12 protein-coding genes are annotated in these 14,888 nt (G+C 68.6%); 6 read left to right on the forward strand and 6 right to left on the reverse strand.

From position 1 onward, the window contains the following. Nucleotides 1–321 precede the first annotated feature (321 nt). Genes ACSQ9E_RS04865 through ACSQ9E_RS04880 form a run of 4 tightly spaced genes read right to left on the reverse strand, consistent with a single transcriptional unit; the run spans nucleotide 322 to nucleotide 5,553 of the window. The gene (locus ACSQ9E_RS04865) at nucleotides 322–2,118 is read right to left on the reverse strand and encodes a bifunctional metallophosphatase/5'-nucleotidase (RefSeq protein WP_436217055.1); all 1,797 of its coding nucleotides are present in this window, start codon (nucleotides 2,116–2,118) and stop codon (nucleotides 322–324) included. Continuing rightward, a complete protein-coding gene (gene aroC, locus ACSQ9E_RS04870) occupies nucleotides 2,115–3,212 on the reverse strand; it encodes a chorismate synthase (protein ID WP_436217056.1) in 1,098 nt (365 codons plus the stop codon). The genes ACSQ9E_RS04865 and aroC overlap by 4 nt, the downstream gene beginning before the upstream one ends. A 38-nt stretch (nucleotides 3,213–3,250) precedes the next feature. Beyond that, the gene (locus tag ACSQ9E_RS04875) at nucleotides 3,251–5,053 is read right to left on the reverse strand and encodes a diguanylate cyclase (protein WP_436217057.1); all 1,803 of its coding nucleotides are present in this window, start codon (nucleotides 5,051–5,053) and stop codon (nucleotides 3,251–3,253) included. A 50-nt stretch (nucleotides 5,054–5,103) separates the two neighbouring features. Continuing rightward, nucleotides 5,104–5,553, reverse strand: a complete 450-nt coding sequence (locus ACSQ9E_RS04880) for a CBS domain-containing protein (RefSeq protein WP_057202397.1) — start codon at nucleotides 5,551–5,553, stop codon at nucleotides 5,104–5,106. A 98-nt stretch (nucleotides 5,554–5,651) separates the two neighbouring features. Between ACSQ9E_RS04880 and ACSQ9E_RS04885 the strand changes: the two genes are divergently transcribed. From ACSQ9E_RS04885 to ACSQ9E_RS04905, 5 genes are all read left to right on the forward strand, one after another. Beyond that, complete coding sequence (locus tag ACSQ9E_RS04885) at nucleotides 5,652–6,959, forward strand: O-acetylhomoserine aminocarboxypropyltransferase (RefSeq protein ID WP_436217058.1); 1,308 nt, start codon at nucleotides 5,652–5,654, stop codon at nucleotides 6,957–6,959. Between the two features lie 8 nt (nucleotides 6,960–6,967). Next, nucleotides 6,968–8,455, forward strand: a complete 1,488-nt coding sequence (locus ACSQ9E_RS04890; protein ID WP_436217059.1) for a DUF4303 domain-containing protein — start codon at nucleotides 6,968–6,970, stop codon at nucleotides 8,453–8,455. 66 nt (nucleotides 8,456–8,521) lie between these two features. Next, nucleotides 8,522–9,334 carry an alpha/beta fold hydrolase gene (locus tag ACSQ9E_RS04895; RefSeq protein ID WP_436179266.1) on the forward strand — a complete coding sequence of 271 codons (813 nt, stop codon included), beginning with the start codon at nucleotides 8,522–8,524 and terminating at the stop codon, nucleotides 9,332–9,334. Between the two features lie 16 nt (nucleotides 9,335–9,350). After that, nucleotides 9,351–10,334: a DUF2157 domain-containing protein gene (locus tag ACSQ9E_RS04900; RefSeq protein WP_436217060.1), complete on the forward strand. Its 984-nt coding sequence runs from the start codon at nucleotides 9,351–9,353 to the stop codon at nucleotides 10,332–10,334. Then, entirely contained in the window at nucleotides 10,331–12,079 is a 1,749-nt protein-coding gene (locus ACSQ9E_RS04905) for a GDYXXLXY domain-containing protein (RefSeq protein WP_436217061.1), read from the forward strand. Before ACSQ9E_RS04900 ends, ACSQ9E_RS04905 begins: the two co-directional genes overlap by 4 nt. On the opposite strand, the gene ACSQ9E_RS04910 is transcribed toward ACSQ9E_RS04905, so the two are convergent. Beyond that, on the reverse strand, nucleotides 12,080–13,258 hold the full coding sequence (locus ACSQ9E_RS04910; RefSeq protein WP_436220186.1) for a DUF418 domain-containing protein: 1,179 nt from the start codon (nucleotides 13,256–13,258) through the stop codon (nucleotides 12,080–12,082). 226 nt (nucleotides 13,259–13,484) lie between these two features. Here ACSQ9E_RS04910 and ACSQ9E_RS04915 point away from each other — a divergent pair, with 226 nt between their 5' ends. After that, nucleotides 13,485–13,814 carry an Mpo1-like protein gene (locus ACSQ9E_RS04915; RefSeq protein WP_436217062.1) on the forward strand — a complete coding sequence of 110 codons (330 nt, stop codon included), beginning with the start codon at nucleotides 13,485–13,487 and terminating at the stop codon, nucleotides 13,812–13,814. Nucleotides 13,815–13,872: 58 nt separating this feature from the next. On the opposite strand, the gene ACSQ9E_RS04920 is transcribed toward ACSQ9E_RS04915, so the two are convergent. Then, nucleotides 13,873–14,862 (reverse strand): tripartite tricarboxylate transporter substrate-binding protein, encoded by a 990-nt coding sequence (locus ACSQ9E_RS04920; RefSeq protein ID WP_436217063.1) that lies wholly within the window; start codon nucleotides 14,860–14,862, stop codon nucleotides 13,873–13,875. Nucleotides 14,863–14,888: the final 26 nt, after the last annotated feature.

Below are 14,888 nucleotides of genomic sequence, written 5' to 3' on the forward strand. Positions count from 1 at the left end.
CACCCCCTTCTGACCGTGCCGAGAAGCGCAGGGCCTGGGGTGAGCGCGTGCCGAAGGACACGCGCATCGTGAACTGACTCACCGCGGTTGTCCGAGCGGAGTTCGTCCGAAGGGCGAACGCAGCGAGTTCCGCGGTGCACCCCAGGACCGAGCATCGCAGGCTGCCCCCTCACCACCGGCGAGGGGGACACGGGCAGCGGGGTCGTCTTTTCTTGGCCTACCTTCTTTTGACGAAGCAAAAGAAGGTAGGTGCGCCGCCGGGCGCACACCCCGGCCTCCGCCCTCCACACAGGCACGAAGCCAGAAACGAACCCTGAAGGATCAGGGCAAATCCACCCGCACAATCCGATCCGTAGCCGGGGGAACGACAGCCCCCCCAGCAGCCGAGAAGTAAGCCTCCAACGCATCCAGATCCTGCCCCGCCCCCAACCCATCCAGCCCCTGCGTGAACACAGTGAAGTTGTCCCCGCCGGTAGCCAGAAAACTGCTCACCACCACCCGGTACACAGCATCGGATCGCAGCGGCTGCCCATTGAGCAACACCCCACTCACCCGCTGACCCGCAGGCAAACGCAGGTCATAGCGGTAGGTGAAGCCCTTGGAGACCGACAGCACCCGAGGGCTCTGCGCGGTGTTGGTGCCGCTGGCGAACTGCTGCTCAAGGATGGCTTTCACCTGTGCACCCGTGAACGACTGCACCATCAGGCTGTTGCCAAACGGCTGTGCCGTGAACATCTGGCCATAGCGCACCTGGCCATCCGCACCAGGCACCAGAACGCCGCGCACACCGCCGGGGTTCATGAAGGAGATCTGGGCATTCAGGCCCGGGCCCTGGGCCGCAAGCAACTGTGCGTCGGCGATCAGGTTGCCCATGGAGGTTTCGAGCGACGCAGCAGGCTCGCGCGAGACAGGGCCGGTGAGGCGCCCTGCGGGGCGCTGGGCCTGAGGCTCGGCGGCGGCGCGGTAGCGCTCCACGATGGCGTACACGCCCTCATCGCGCGCGAAGACGGGGAAGCGTGTGTCCACGGCGAAGGTGGTAGACCCGCTGGTGAAGCCCTCGCCCTGCACGATGACCTGGCGTGCGCTCTTGCGCACCACGCGGCGGGTGGCGGTGTTCACGCGCAGGCTGATGTCGGTGACATGCGTGCCGTACTGGCCGGCGCTGGTCAGCAGCAGCGGGTGGGCGGGGTTCACGGTGCCGTAGTCGCACAGGTAGGAGCGGTGCGTGTGGCCCGAGACCACCACGTCCACCGCAGGGTCGAGCCGCTCCAGGATGGGCAGGATGTCGCCGCTCAGGCCCTTGCAGCTGGTCTCGCCCAGCGCCGCCTCGGTCTCGCCGCCCTCGTGCACCATGACCACGATCACATCGGCCCCCTGGGCGCGCAGGCCCGGGATCAGTGCGTTGACGGTATCGGCCTCGTCGGCAAAGCGCAGGCCGGCCACGCCGGCGGGCGCCACCATCGCGGGCGTGCCGCGCAGGGTCAGGCCGATGAAGCCCACGCTGACCGTGACGCCGCCCTCGGTAAAGCGCTTGATGCCGGTGGGCGGCAGCAGCGGGCGGCCGTCGTCGTGCGAGGTGTTCGCTGCCAGCAGACCGAAGTTGGTGCCCGGGAAGGTGGGGTTGAGCTGGCAGGGCACGCGCACCGTGTGCTTCTCGCAGCCGCCGTTTTTGAGGCGCAGCAGCTCGCGCCAGCCCTTGTCGAACTCGTGGTTGCCCACGGCGTTGAAGTCGATGCCCATGCGGTTGACGGCCTCGATCGTCGGCTCGTCGAGGAACAAGGCCGACACCAGGGGCGATGCGCCCACCATGTCGCCCGCCGCCACCACCGCATGGTGCCTGTGCAGGGTCTTCAGGTGCGCGATGGCGCTGGCCATGTAGGCCGCGCCTCCTGCGGGCACGCGCGCCTGGCCGCTGCCGTCGGGCGCGGCCACGTTCAGTGCCATGCGCGGCGGTTCCAGGTTGCCGTGCAGGTCGTTGAAGGCGATGAGGCCGATGTCGATGTGGGTGGGTGGCGCGGGTGGGGATGCGCAGCCCGCCAGCAGGGCGGCTGCTGCCAGGGCAGACGCGGCGAACGCCAGCGGCCGGCGGCGCGCGGCGCTTTGTGCGTAGGCGTTCAAAGGAACGACGCCTGGATGGGCGCCACCTCGCGCACCACGTCCGCGCACTGGGCACGGTTGCGCAGGGCGTGCTCCATCACCACCAGCGCCAGCAGCGCCTCGGCAATCGGCGCGGCGCGGATGCCCACGCAGGGGTCGTGGCGGCCCTTGGTGATCACCTCGGTGGGCTGGCCGTGGATGTCGATGGACTCGCGCGGGCTGATGATGGAGCTGGTGGGCTTGATCGCTATCGACACTTCCAGGTCCTGCCCGGTGCTGATGCCGCCGAGCACGCCGCCGGCGTGGTTGGTGCGAAAGCCCTGGGGCGTCATCGAATCGCCGTGCATGGTGCCGCGGTGGGCCACGCTGTCGAAGCCGGCGCCGATCTCCACGCCCTTGACGGCGTTCAGGCCCATCATGGCGTGGGCGATGTCGGCGTCGAGCTTGTCGTACAGCGGCTCGCCCAGGCCCACGGGCACGCCGCTGGCCGAGATGCGGATGCGCGCGCCGCACGAATCACCGGCCTTGCGCAGCGCGTCCATGTAGTCCTCGTACTGCTGCACGTCGGCCACCGGGGCGAAGAAGGGGTTCTGGCGCACATGGTCCCAGCTCTCGAAGGGGATGGGCAGCTCGCCCAGTTGCGTCATGCAGGCGCGGAACTGCGTGCCGTACTGCTCGGCCAGCCATTTTTTGGCCACGGCGCCCGCAGCCACGGTGGGTGCCGTCAGGCGTGCCGACGAGCGGCCGCCGCCGCGCGGGTCGCGGATGCCGTACTTGTGCCAGTAGGTGTAGTCGGCATGGCCCGGGCGAAAGCTCTCGGAGATGTTGCTGTAGTCCTTGCTGCGCTGGTCGGTGTTGCGGATCAGCAGCGCGATGGGGGTACCGGTGGTCTTGCCCTCGTACACGCCCGAGAGGATCTCCACCGCATCGGGCTCGTTGCGCTGGGTCACGTGGCGGCTGGTGCCGGGGCGGCGGCGGTCCAGGTCGGCCTGGATGTCCGCCTCGGTCAGTAGCATGCCCGGCGGGCAGCCGTCGATCACGCAGCCAATGGCCGGGCCGTGGGATTCACCAAAATTGGTGACAGCGAATAGGGTACCGATGGTGTTGCCGCTCATGGGCAGCGATTATCCCAGAGTGGGCAACCGGTGGCTGGCTACTGCGCCGACTGGTTGCGCCCGGCCTGCTTGGCGCGGTACAGCGCCTGGTCGGCCTGGGCATACAGGGCATCGGGTTCGCCTTGCATGACCTCGCTCCAGGCCATGCCGCAGGAGACGGTCACCACCTGCGCCGGGTTGTCGGGATGCGGCATGGCCAGGGCCTGGACGGCCAGGCGCAGGATCTCCAGGTGGCCCATGGCGCTGGCACGCGTCTGGCCCGCCATCAGCACCACGAATTCCTCACCCCCCACGCGAAACAGGTGGTCCGTAGATCGCTGCACCCGCTGCGCCAGCGCCTGTGCCACGGCCTTCAGGGCCTCGTCGCCTTGCTGGTGTCCAAACCGGTCGTTGTACTTCTTGAAGTTGTCGATGTCGATGACGCACAGCGCCAGCGATGCCTGCTGGCGCATGCACCGGTTGAATTCACGGCGCAGGAGGGTGTCGAAATAGCGCCGGTTGTAGATGCCTGTCAGCGCATCGGTGATGGCGGCCGTCTGCAGCTGCGCGTTGGCCAGCTCCAGGGCCTGGGTGCGCTCGTGCACCTTGCGGTCCAGGTCTTGTGCCAGTGCGGTCTGCACGGCCAGGGCCTGCTGCTCTGCCGCCAGTTTCTCGGCCTTCAACTGGTTCATCTTGTCTGCCAGCGCCAGGGCCAGCAAAATGAATTCGAGTGCCGATCCGATGTTCAGGCTGTACTCCACCAGCGGGCTCGATGGCACCAGGTCGAACACCTTGAGGAAGGTGACCAACGCCCCCAGCGCCAGTGCCGAAGAGGCCAGCACATAAAAGCGCGCGGGGCGGTAGCCCGCCACGGCGATGCGCAATGCCGCAATCATCTGCACCACCAGCATGGCCGCGCCGATGGGAAGGATGGTGATGAACGTGGCTGCGTAAAAGTCGAGCAGCCCCGTGATGGGCTGCAAGGTGCACAGCACCACCAGGCCAACCATCGTTCGGTGCAACCGCGGTGCGCGGGTGCGTGTCTGCAGGTAGCTGGCAGAGAAAGCCGTCAACGCTACGAAGATCAGCGGCACTGCCACTGCCAGCATCTGGTTGTTCAGGTCCGGTGCGCCAGGCCACAGGTAGTGAAAGCCGATGCCGGTAAAGCACAGGTTCCAGGTAAGGTAGGCCGCAAGGTACAGCACGTACTTCAGAAACAGCCCGTCGCGCACCAGCGCGAACAGCAGCAGGTTGTACAGCAGCAGCGCCACGATGGCACCGTAGTAGGCACCAAAGGCCACGCTCTCGGTCTGGCTGTGCCTGAGAAATCCCTGGGGGGTGCGCAGGACCAGGGGCATGGCCTCGAACAGGCCATCGTGCGTGTCGAGCCGCAGGTACAGGTCCAGCGTCTCGCCGGGTGCCACCGCCAGCGGGAACACGGGATACCGGTAGGGCAGGGGTCGGTTGGCAAACGGCCGCCGGTCGCCCGTGGCAACGGTCTCGGTGATCTGCCCACGGTGCACCACGTGCAGGTCCACCACGTCCTGCAGCGCCGACGCCGTCTCCAGCAACCGCGTCAGCGGTGCGGCCGTGTCGTTGTGCAGGCGCAGGTGCACCCAGTACGCCGAGTGGGAAAAGCTGAAATTGAGCACCTCGGTGCCGTTGGCACGCCAGGGCAGATCCGGCGCTGCGAGGACGTCGGCAATGCCCAGTGCCCGGGTTTTGTCTTCAAGCACCTCTGCCCGCAAGCCCAGCGAGCTGGCATCTGCCACCGCAGACAAGGCAATCGCCGCCGGCGCAGCCCAGCCCGTCAGCACGAACCAGCAGGCCAGGCAGGTACACAGGCGCAGCAACAACCGCATGGATGCGGACCGGGGCGGCGGCAATCAGGGTGCGTTGGCGCAGTCCGCGCTCAGCCGCCCGATTCTTCCTCTGGCCAGTCGCGGATGTAGGCCTTGAGCATCTTGTTCTCGAAGTTCTGGCTGTCCACCACGGCCTTGGCCACGTCGTAGAAGCTGATCACGCCCATGAGCATCTTCTTGTCCATCACCGGCATGTAGCGGGCGTGGCGGTCCAGCATCATGCGGCGCACCTCGTCCATGTCGGTTTCAAGGGTGCAGGTCAGCGGGTGATCGTCCATGGCCGAGCGCACCTGCAGCGTGCCCACGCTGCCGCCGTTCTTGACGATGGCCTGGATCACTTCGCGGAAGGTGAGCATGCCCACCAGGTCACCGAGCTCCATCACCACCAGCGAGCCGATGTCGCGGTCGGCCATGATGTCCACGGCATTGGCCAGCGGTTCGTCGGGGGTCACGGTGTAAAGGGTGTTGCCTTTGACGCGAAGGATATCGCTGACTTTCATGATCGGTCTCCAATGGGGCTCGGTGGGGCGCAACAGGCCTGTTCGCATGAAATATAGCCCACAATGCCTGCCAGCACCGACAACATGGGAGACATTGGATGCCCGGTTACTCCGACCCCGGCTTTGACACGCTTGCGCTGCACGCCGGAGCCACACCCGACCCCGCCACCGGCGCACGCGCCGTACCGATCCACCTGACCACCTCGTTCGTCTTCGAATCGAGCGACCACGCCGCCTCGCTGTTCAACCTGGAGCGGCCCGGCCACGTCTACAGCCGCATCAGCAACCCCACCAATGCGGTGCTGGAGCAGCGCGTGTCGGCCCTGGAAGGCGGCGTGGGTGCCATCGCCACCGCCAGCGGCCAGGCCGCGCTGCACCTGGCCATCTGCACCTTGATGGGCGCGGGCAGTCACATCGTGGCCAGCACGGCGCTGTACGGCGGCTCGCAGAACCTGCTGCACTACACGCTGTCGCGCTTCGGCATAGCGACCACTTTCGTCAAGCCCGGCGACATTGACGGCTGGCGCGCGGCCGTGCGGCCCGATACAAAGCTGTTCTTCGGCGAGACCGTGGGCAACCCGGGCCTGGATGTGCTGGACATCCCCACCATCAGTGCCATTGCGCACGAGGCGGGTGTGCCGCTGCTGGTCGATTCGACCCTGACCTCGCCCTGGCTCATGAAGCCGCTGGAGCTTGGCGCCGACCTGGTCTACCACTCGGCCACCAAGTTCCTCTCGGGCCACGGCACGGTGGTGGGCGGCATCGTGGTCGATGGCGGCAGCTTCGACTGGGACGGCCCGCGCTCGGCAGGCAAGTTCGCCGAGCTGACTGAGCCGTACGAGGGTTTCCACAACATGGTGTTCAGCGAGGAAAGCTCGGTGGGCGCCTTCTTGCTGCGCGCGCGCCGCGAAGGCCTGCGCGACTTCGGCGCCTGCATGAGCCCGCACACCGCCTGGCTGATCCTGCAGGGCATCGAGACCCTGCCGCTGCGCATGGAGCGGCACATGCGCAACACGGCGCGTGTGGTCGAGTTCCTGGCCAGCCAGCCCTTTGTCTCGCGTGTGGGCCACCCCATGCTCGAATCGCACCCCAGCCACGCCCTGGCGCAGAAGCTGCTGCCGCGCGGCGCGGGCTCGGTGTTCAGCTTCGACCTCAAAGGCAACCGCGAGCAGGGCAAGAAGTTCATCGAGGCGCTCAAGGTCTTCAGCCACCTGGCCAACGTGGGCGACTGCCGCAGCCTGGTGATCCACCCGGCCAGCACCACGCACTTCCGCATGAGCGACGAGGCGCTGGTGAATGCCGGCATCACGCAGGGCACGATCCGCCTGTCCATCGGGCTGGAGGATGCCGATGACCTGATCGACGACCTCAAGCGCGCCCTCAAGGCCGCGGAGAAGGCGGCCTGAGCCCGGTGATGGCTGACAAGGCACCCGCCATGGACTGGCAGGCCTTCGAGCAGACGCTGCTGGACGACGCGCTGGCGCTGGTGCTGCCCGCGTTGCAGGCACACCCGCTGTGCGGCGACGTCTACGCCGTGGCGCTCGCAGGCATGTACCGCGAACTCGATGGCCCCATCTACCTGCCTACCGTATCCATGGGCAGCGAGGCGGCATTGGCCGAGGTGGAACCGGAAGATGACGGCGGCACGCTCCACAGCCTGCGCTGGAACCCTGCCGACTGGCGCTGGCCCGAGATGTCCTCGGACAGCGCCGCCATGGCCTCTGCCCAGGCCGCATTGGCGACCGAGGCCCAGGGCGGCGACGTGGCGCAATGGGAGGCCGCAGACCGCCGCTGCGTCGATGCGCTGGTGAGCGTGTGCCACCGGTTGCGTGCCGCCCTGCAAGCGTCGCCCGTGGCCGACCGGCTCACGCCCGGCTTTGCCGTGCTGCTGCACGAGGACAGCGACGAGGGCATCGCCATCGCCCAGCGCTGTGTGGGCGAAGAGGCATTTGCCCGGCTGCTGCCCGGCCATGCTGCCGACCTGGCCGAGGCCCGGCGCGTCGCAGAGTTGCCCGATGCCGAGCGCCTGCGCTACCACCTGGCTTGCCTGGCGCACCAGCCTGCCCCCGAACTGGGGCTAACGCGCGCGCAGGCCCAGCGCCATGGCGAAGCGGCGCAGCGCGCCCTGCGGGCTTTCGGACCTGCCGCCATCCCCGCTTTGCTGTCACTGCTGGAGCGCACGTCAACGCAATGCGAGGCCGCGCGCCTGCTGGGCGAGATCGGTGCGGCCAGGCCCGAGGTGTTGGCCGCGTTGCGTACGCAGGTGCTCAAAGCCGTGCCGCGCGGCAGCATGCGCCACCGGGCCCAGGCCGGGCGCAATATCTGCGCCGGTGCGCTGGCGCATCTGGGCGAAAGCGCCTGGCTGCTGGAACAGGCCCAGGCCGGAACGCTCAGCGATGAATGCGTGGCCCAGGGCCTGACATCGCCCTACGGCGCGTTCCGCAACCACGCGCTCGACCCGCTGCCGCTCGACTACCGCCCCATCGAGTCCCTGCCCGCCGTGCGGCCCGTACTGCTGCCGCTGGTGGAGCAATGGCTGCGCCCCGGCTCGGGCACCTGCACGCTGCGCCCGCACGAGGTGGATGAAGCCGTGCGCGGCCTGCACTCGCCCCTGACCGTGGTGCGCCAGCATGCCGCCATGGCGCTGGGCGACCGGGCCCTGGGCGCCGAGGCCGGTGCACGCGCCGTGCCCGCGCTGGCCCATGCCGTGGCGCACGATGGCGACGAGACGGTGCGCTACCTGGCCGTGCTGGCCCTGGACTACTGGCGCAGCGAGGCGGCCGCCGAGCGCCCGCTGGCCGAGGCCACGGCCGCCAGCGATGCAAGCGCCAAGGTGCGCGACGCAGCGCAGCGCTGGATCCAGGTGCTGGACGACCTGGCTGCCGGCGTGCCGCCGCGCTGAGGCCGGCATCGCACCCGACACCACCACAACGCAACAAAGACAAGCGAACAAAGAGGACCCATCCGTATGCAGATCCAAGTCAACGGCCACACCACCTACTGCTACACCGGCGGCAAGGCGTTCAACCCCGCACTGCCCACCGTGGTCATGGTCCACGGCGTGCTCAACGACCACAGCGTGTGGGCCCTGCAAAGCCGCTACCTGGCCAACCATGGCTGGAACGTGCTGGCGGTGGACCTGCCCGGTCATTGCCGCAGCGCGGGCGAGGCGCCGGCCAGCGTGGAGGCGGGGGCCGACTTCATCGCTGCGCTGCTCTATGCCGCAGGCGTGCAGCGCGCGGCACTGGTGGGCCACAGCTTCGGCTCGCTGATCGCGCTGGAGGCCGCGGCCCGCCTGGGCGAGCGCGTGAGCCACCTGGTGCTGGTGGGCACGGCCTACCCGATGAAGGTCTCGCCGGCGCTGATCGATGCGGCGCTCAACGAGCCCGAGAAGGCGCTGCGCATGGTCAACGTGTTCTCGCGCAGCACGCTGGCGCCGCCTTCGGGCGCGGGCTTCTGGGTCTACAACGCCGGCATGGCGCTGGGCCGCAAGGTGCTGCGCAGCAACACTGCGGTCAACGTGTTCCACCGCGGCTTCGTGGCCTGCGACAGCTATGCCAACGGCGAGCAGGCCATGGCGGCCGTGCGGTGCCCGGTACTGTTCGCGCTGGGCGCGCAGGACCAGATGACCGCGCCCAAGGCCGCGCAGGGCCTGGTGGCCGCTGCACGCGCCGCGGGCAAGGTGGTGCACACCACCAGCCTGCCCGTGGGCCACAACCAGATGAGCGAGGCGCCCGACGGTACGCTGATGGCGATCCGCGACTTTATTTCCCTGTCCTGAGCCAAAGGCCCCTCCCATGACCCTGCGCACCGCCCTGTTCGAGCTGGCCCGCCAGCACACGCTGGACCGACCGGCCGCCACGCGCCTGCTCGGGCTGGCGGGGTTCGACCGCCCGCCCGCCGCCCTGCACACCACGCTGTGGCGCACCGTCGCGGTCATCGCGGCGGCGCTCGGCGGTCTGGGGCTGGTGATGTGGATCGCTGCCAACTGGGAGAGCCTGGGCCGCTTCATGCGCTTTGCGCTGCTGCAGGGCTTCGTGCTGGCCATGTGCGCAGGCGCTGCGTTCCGGGCCGGTGCGCGTGCGCCGCTGGCCATGCTGGCGCTGCTGGGCACGGGCGCGCTGTTCGCCTACTTCGGGCAGACCTACCAGACCGGGGCCGACCCCTGGCAGCTGTTTGCCGTGTGGGCCGTGCTCACGCTGCCCCTGGCGCTGGCCGTGCGCAGCGATGTGGTGTGGGTGCCCTGGACCCTGGTGGCCATGGTCGGCATCTCGCTGTGGGCGCAGGCGCACACGGGCCACAGCTGGCGCGTATCGCCTGCGGACATGACGGTGCATCTGGTCTCCCTGGGCGCCGCGCTGGCCGTGGCGGCGGCCATGCTGCCGCAGGCGCAGCGCTTCACCGGTGCGGGCGTCTGGGCGCTGCGCACCGCAGGCACGCTGGCGCTGATGCTGGTCACGCTCACCGCACTCGGCGGCCTGTTCCATTCACCCGTGGCGGGCCACTACGGCCTGGGCCTGGTGCTGCTGGCCGCCGCTGCCGCGTTGGTGGGCATGCGCACGCATTTCGACATCTTCCTGCTCAGCGGTGCGGCGCTGGGGCTCAACATCCTGCTGGTGACGGGGTTGGCGCGCGCCATGTTCTCGGGCTCCCGCTTCGGTGATTTCGTGGGCTCGCTGCTGCTGATCGGCCTGGTGGCCGCGGGGCTTTTGGCGGCAACCGTGAATCTGGTGATGCGCCTGGCGCGCCGCGCCGCGCAGCAGCAAGGAGACGCGGCATGAGCGACGCGTCCATCGACCCCGTGAATCGGTCTGCAAGCGCTGCGGCGCCCGTGCCCAAGCCCGGTGCGCTTGAAACCATTGTGCAGGCCGCCGTGGAGCAGGGCATTCTGCCGGCCGGCGCCTCGGCGGCGGATGCACACCGTGCCGGCGGCACGGCGCGCCCCTGGCCCGTGGTGCTGCTCACGGCGCTGGGCGCCTGGCTGGCCGCGCTGCCGCTGCTGGCCATGTTCGGCCTGTTCTTTGGCGAGTGGATCGTGCGGGACGCGGGCGCCTACCTCATCGGCGCCGTGGTGCTGGCCGGCGCCACGGCCGCCCTGCGCAGCAAGGACCTGCCGATCTTCCTGGAGCAACTGGCGTTTCCGGCATTGCTGACGGGCGCGGGCCTGCTGGGCTTTGCCTTCGGACGCGACATGGGCCTGCAGCCGGCGGCCGCCTTCATGCTGGTGGTGGCGCTGGGCGTGGCCGCGCTGGTGGCCTTGCCCTGGCTGCGTGTGCTGCTGGGTGCGGGAGCGGCAGTGCTGTTCGCTGTCCTCATCTGGCCCGGCTCCGATGGCCGCTGGGCCTTGTCGCCGCTGGTGCCCTGGAGCATGGTGCATGGCGTGCTCGCGGTGTGGGTGGGGCTGCTGCTGTGGCAGCGCCATGCGCTGGGCCGCGGTACGGCCGGCAACTGGCTGGCGGCGCTGCTGGAGCCCCTGGCCTGCGGGTGGCTGCTGGTGCTGCTGTGGGGCATCTGCGGCCTGTCGGGCCAGACCTTCCTGGTGGGCGGTGCGTTCGGTGCTGGCATCGGTGGCGAGCTGGTGCGCGAGGTCGGCCGGGAGGTCGGGCCGCGCGCCTTTGCGCTGCAATGGCTGGTGCAGGCGGCCAGCGTGCTGCTGGCGCTGGTTGCCGCCGCCATCGCGCAGCGCGCCTGGCCGGTGCTGCGCCAGCCCCGCGCTGCCGTGGTGGCGTTGGTGCTGGCCATGCTGTGCTGGTTCTCGCCCCTGCTCGGCAGCGCATTGTTGGCCCTGGCCATCGCCGGCACCACCCGCCGCTGGGGCCAGGCCACGGCGGCCGCCCTGGCCTGCACCTGGATCATGGGTGGTTTCTATTACCTGCTGGCCTGGCCCCTGACCACCAAGGCCATGGTGCTCGTGGGCTGCGGTGCGCTGCTGGGTGTGTTGGCCTGGAGTGCGCTGCGCACGCCACGCGCCGCTGCGGTGCCCGGTGAAACTGGCCATGCCGCCCGCCATTGGGCCCACCGCATGGGCCCCTGGCTGCTGGCGCTGAGTGCGGTGGCCACCGTGGCCGTGGCCAACATCGGCATCGCTGACAAGGAAAACACCATTGCCAACGGCCAGAAGGTCTACGTGCCCCTGGCCCCGGTGGACCCGCGCTCGCTGATGCAGGGCGACTACATGCGCCTGCGCTTCACCCTGCCGCCCATGGTCGATATCGACCGGCGCGAAGCCGGCGTGGAGGGTCTGCTGGGCAGCCGGCCCTATGCCGTGGGCCAGCTCGATGCGCGCGGCGTGGTGGCCTGGGAGCGCGTCGAAAAGTACGATGCGCCCATTGCCCCCGGCGAGTTCCGCATCCAGCTCACGCCCAAGAACGGCGACTGGACGCTGGTGACGGACGGTTGGTACTTCGCCGAGGGCGACGCCAGCCGCTGGGAGCAGGCGCGTTTTGGCGAATTCCGGGTGCAGCCGGACGGCAAGGCTTTGCTGGTGGGCATGGCGGACGATCAGCTCGTGCCCATCGGCCGGTGATCATTCTGCCGGCCGGGGTGCACGCCGCCATGCAGGCCAGCCCAGCAGCGTGAACGCACGCAGCAGCCACTCCATGGGACCGTAGGCGTGCCCCGCCATCCAGTGGCGGCTCAGCGCGAGCTGTGCCGAATAGAGCGCCATGCAGCCCAGCAACACCGCCAGCGGCGACACCCGCCCCACCAGCGCCAGGCCGTAGGCCGTGAACACCAGTGCACCCACCAGGGACTGCAGCAGGTAGTTGGACAGCGCCATGCGGCCCGCAGGTTCCAGCCAGGCGCCCAGTCGGCGGCCTGCAGCTCCGCTCTGCAGGGCCCAGAGCAGTGCCGCGACATAACTGAAGGTGAGGAAGGGCGCTGTCGCCAGGTCCAGCGCGAGCGTGGCGGCCGACACATGATCGGGTTGGCGGACGGTGCTGTTCTGCGCTGCGGCATAGACCCAGGCACCCAGGCCGCCTACCGGCAGGCAGCACAGTACCCAGCGGCGCAGGCGTGCCGGCTGCAGCGCAATGGTGGCCAGGTAGCCCGAGCGATGGGCCGCCAGCCCCAGCAGGAACATGGCCAGCGCGCAAGGCCCCTGCACGAACACCAGCACGAACCAGACGCCATCGGCCATGTCGCGCCCGCGCTGGGCAATGGCCTCGATCGCCCCGGAACGGTAGGCCTGTGCGGCCTGATGTGCCTTGGCGTGGATCTCGGCCAGCGGCCAGTCCATCGGCGGCGCCAGCGACATCAGCCAGGCGAGCAGTCCCCAGCCCGCAGACACCAGCGCCAGCAGCGCCACGGCCATCACCACCGCAGTACCCGGCCGCAGTTGGCGCAGCGCCAGCAGCAACAAACCCAGCAGCGCATAGGTCACCAGGATGTCGCCCGAAAACAGCAGCCATGCATGGGCCATCCCCAGCAGCAAAAGCCCCGCCAGGCGCCGCAGCAAGCGCGGCACGAAGGCGCTGCCGGAGCGCTGGGCGGCATCCATCTGCAAGGCAAAGCTGTAGCCGAACAGCAGCGAGAACAAGAGGTAGAACTTGGTCTCGAAGACCAGGCTGATGAACCAGCGCACGGCATGGTCCACGGGCCGCGAGAACGCGGGGTCGGCCACGCCGAGGCCAAAGTAGGTCGAGGCAAAGCTGCCCGCATTGACGACCAGGATGCCCAGCAGCGCAAAGCCGCGCAGCGCATCGATGGCGTGCTCGCGGCCGGGGCCGCTTTCATTTGGACTGCAGGGTACGGCTGCGTCCTGTGTCAGGGAGCAAGGGGGAGAGGGCAAAGGCAGGGGAGGCAATCGTGGATCGGCGAAGCGGCCTATTGGAAGATCCCCATGGCGCGCTGTCAAATACGGCACGCCCACCCCTGCATGCGTGGGCGTATAAAGCAGGAGCAACCAACAATGCCCACCGGAGACAGGCACCATGGACATCAGCGCCACCCCGACCGATCCGCGCGCCTTCAAGAGCTTCGCGGAGTTCTACCCGTTCTACCTGACCGAGCACAGCAACCGTACCTGCCGACGGCTGCATTTCGTGGGCTCGACCCTGTCACTTCTCTGCGTGGCCTGGGCTGTGGCCACGCGGCAGCCGTCCTTCTTGCTGGTCGGCCTGCTGTGCGGCTACGGCTTCGCGTGGGTCGGGCATTTCGGCTTCGAGAAGAACAAGCCGGCCAGCTTCAAGCGCCCCCTGTACAGCTTCATGGGGGACTGGGCGATGTACCGGGACATCTGGCGGGGCCGCGTGCCGTTCTGAGAGGCCTGGCAGTCCCGGGTCTCCTCGGCGGATGGGGCCTGGAGACCGCTTTCGGCCTTCAGTCCGCAGTTTCCCCGGAGTCCTTGATGATCCTGGCCCAGCGGTTCATTTCGCCCTCTACGTATTTCTTGTGCTCCGCAGGTTCCAGGCGCGCGTCGGTCACGATGCGCACACCGAGTGCCTCCTCGCGCTGGATGAGTTCGGGGTCCTTGAGCGCTGCGCGGATGGCGGCACTCAGCCTCGCCAGCACCGCCGGTGGCGTGCCCTTGGGGGCATAAACGCCATGCCACACCGACATCTCGAAGCCGGCCAGGCCTGCTTCGGCCAGCGTGGGCACCTGGGCAAGCGCTGGCAACGCCATGCGCTGCTTGCTGGTGACGCCAAAGGCCTTGACCTTCTTCGCTTCGATCTGGGGCACGGCGTTGGTGGCCTGCTCGCACATCAGGTCCACCTGTCCACCCATCAGGTCGGTCATGGCAGGCGCCGTTCCCTTGTAGGGAACGAAGACCATCTTCGATTGCAGGGTGGCCTGCAGCACCAGTCCGCACAGGTGGGATGCCGAGCCCACGCCCGCATTCGCGAGGTTGACCTTTCCGTCATTGGCGCTGATCCATTTGCGAAAGTCCGCAAAGTTGCTGGCCGCCAGGCCTGGCTTGCCGATCAGGGTCGAAGGCGCTTCGTTGATGAGCCCGAGGTACTCGAAGTCTTCCAGCGTTTTGTAGGGCAGCTTCTTGTAGAGCGCTGGTGCGGTGGAGATGCCGATGTGGTGCACCAGCAGGGTATAGCCATCCGGCGAGGCACGTGCGACGCGCGCCGCACCGATGGTGCCTCCCGCGCCCGCAGTGTTGTCGACGATCACGGTCTGGGCCAAAGGCTTGCGCAGGGCCTCAGCCAGATCGCGGGCAATTTTGTCGCTGGGGCCGCCAGCAGAAAAGGGGACGACCAAGGTAATTGGCTTGTCCGGAAATTCCGCCCATGCGGTTGTGCTGATGCTGATCGCAACCAGTCCGATGGCTGCGGCTGCAGCCCCTTGCTTCAAAATGCCCATGGCTTTGTCTCCTTCAGGTTCTGTTT

It is taken from the genome of Acidovorax sp. LjRoot118, assembly GCF_964253575.1.
GTDB lineage: Bacteria > Pseudomonadota > Gammaproteobacteria > Burkholderiales > Burkholderiaceae_C > Acidovorax.

What these genes read in the sequence shown, in the direction of transcription:
- ACSQ9E_RS04900 (WP_436217060.1), top strand. Translation starts at nt 9,351, where the DNA reads ATGACCCTGCGCACCGCCCTGTTCGAGCTGGCCCGCCAGCACACGCTG.
- ACSQ9E_RS04920 (WP_436217063.1), bottom strand. Translation starts at nt 14,862, where the DNA reads ATGGGCATTTTGAAGCAAGGGGCTGCAGCCGCAGCCATCGGACTGGTT.
- ACSQ9E_RS04880 (WP_057202397.1), bottom strand. Translation starts at nt 5,553, where the DNA reads ATGAAAGTCAGCGATATCCTTCGCGTCAAAGGCAACACCCTTTACACC.
- ACSQ9E_RS04885 (WP_436217058.1), top strand. Translation starts at nt 5,652, where the DNA reads ATGCCCGGTTACTCCGACCCCGGCTTTGACACGCTTGCGCTGCACGCC.
- ACSQ9E_RS04890 (WP_436217059.1), top strand. Translation starts at nt 6,968, where the DNA reads ATGGCTGACAAGGCACCCGCCATGGACTGGCAGGCCTTCGAGCAGACG.
- ACSQ9E_RS04905 (WP_436217061.1), top strand. Translation starts at nt 10,331, where the DNA reads ATGAGCGACGCGTCCATCGACCCCGTGAATCGGTCTGCAAGCGCTGCG.
- ACSQ9E_RS04875 (WP_436217057.1), bottom strand. Translation starts at nt 5,053, where the DNA reads ATGCGGTTGTTGCTGCGCCTGTGTACCTGCCTGGCCTGCTGGTTCGTG.
- aroC (WP_436217056.1), bottom strand. Translation starts at nt 3,212, where the DNA reads ATGAGCGGCAACACCATCGGTACCCTATTCGCTGTCACCAATTTTGGT.
- ACSQ9E_RS04895 (WP_436179266.1), top strand. Translation starts at nt 8,522, where the DNA reads ATGCAGATCCAAGTCAACGGCCACACCACCTACTGCTACACCGGCGGC.
- ACSQ9E_RS04915 (WP_436217062.1), top strand. Translation starts at nt 13,485, where the DNA reads ATGGACATCAGCGCCACCCCGACCGATCCGCGCGCCTTCAAGAGCTTC.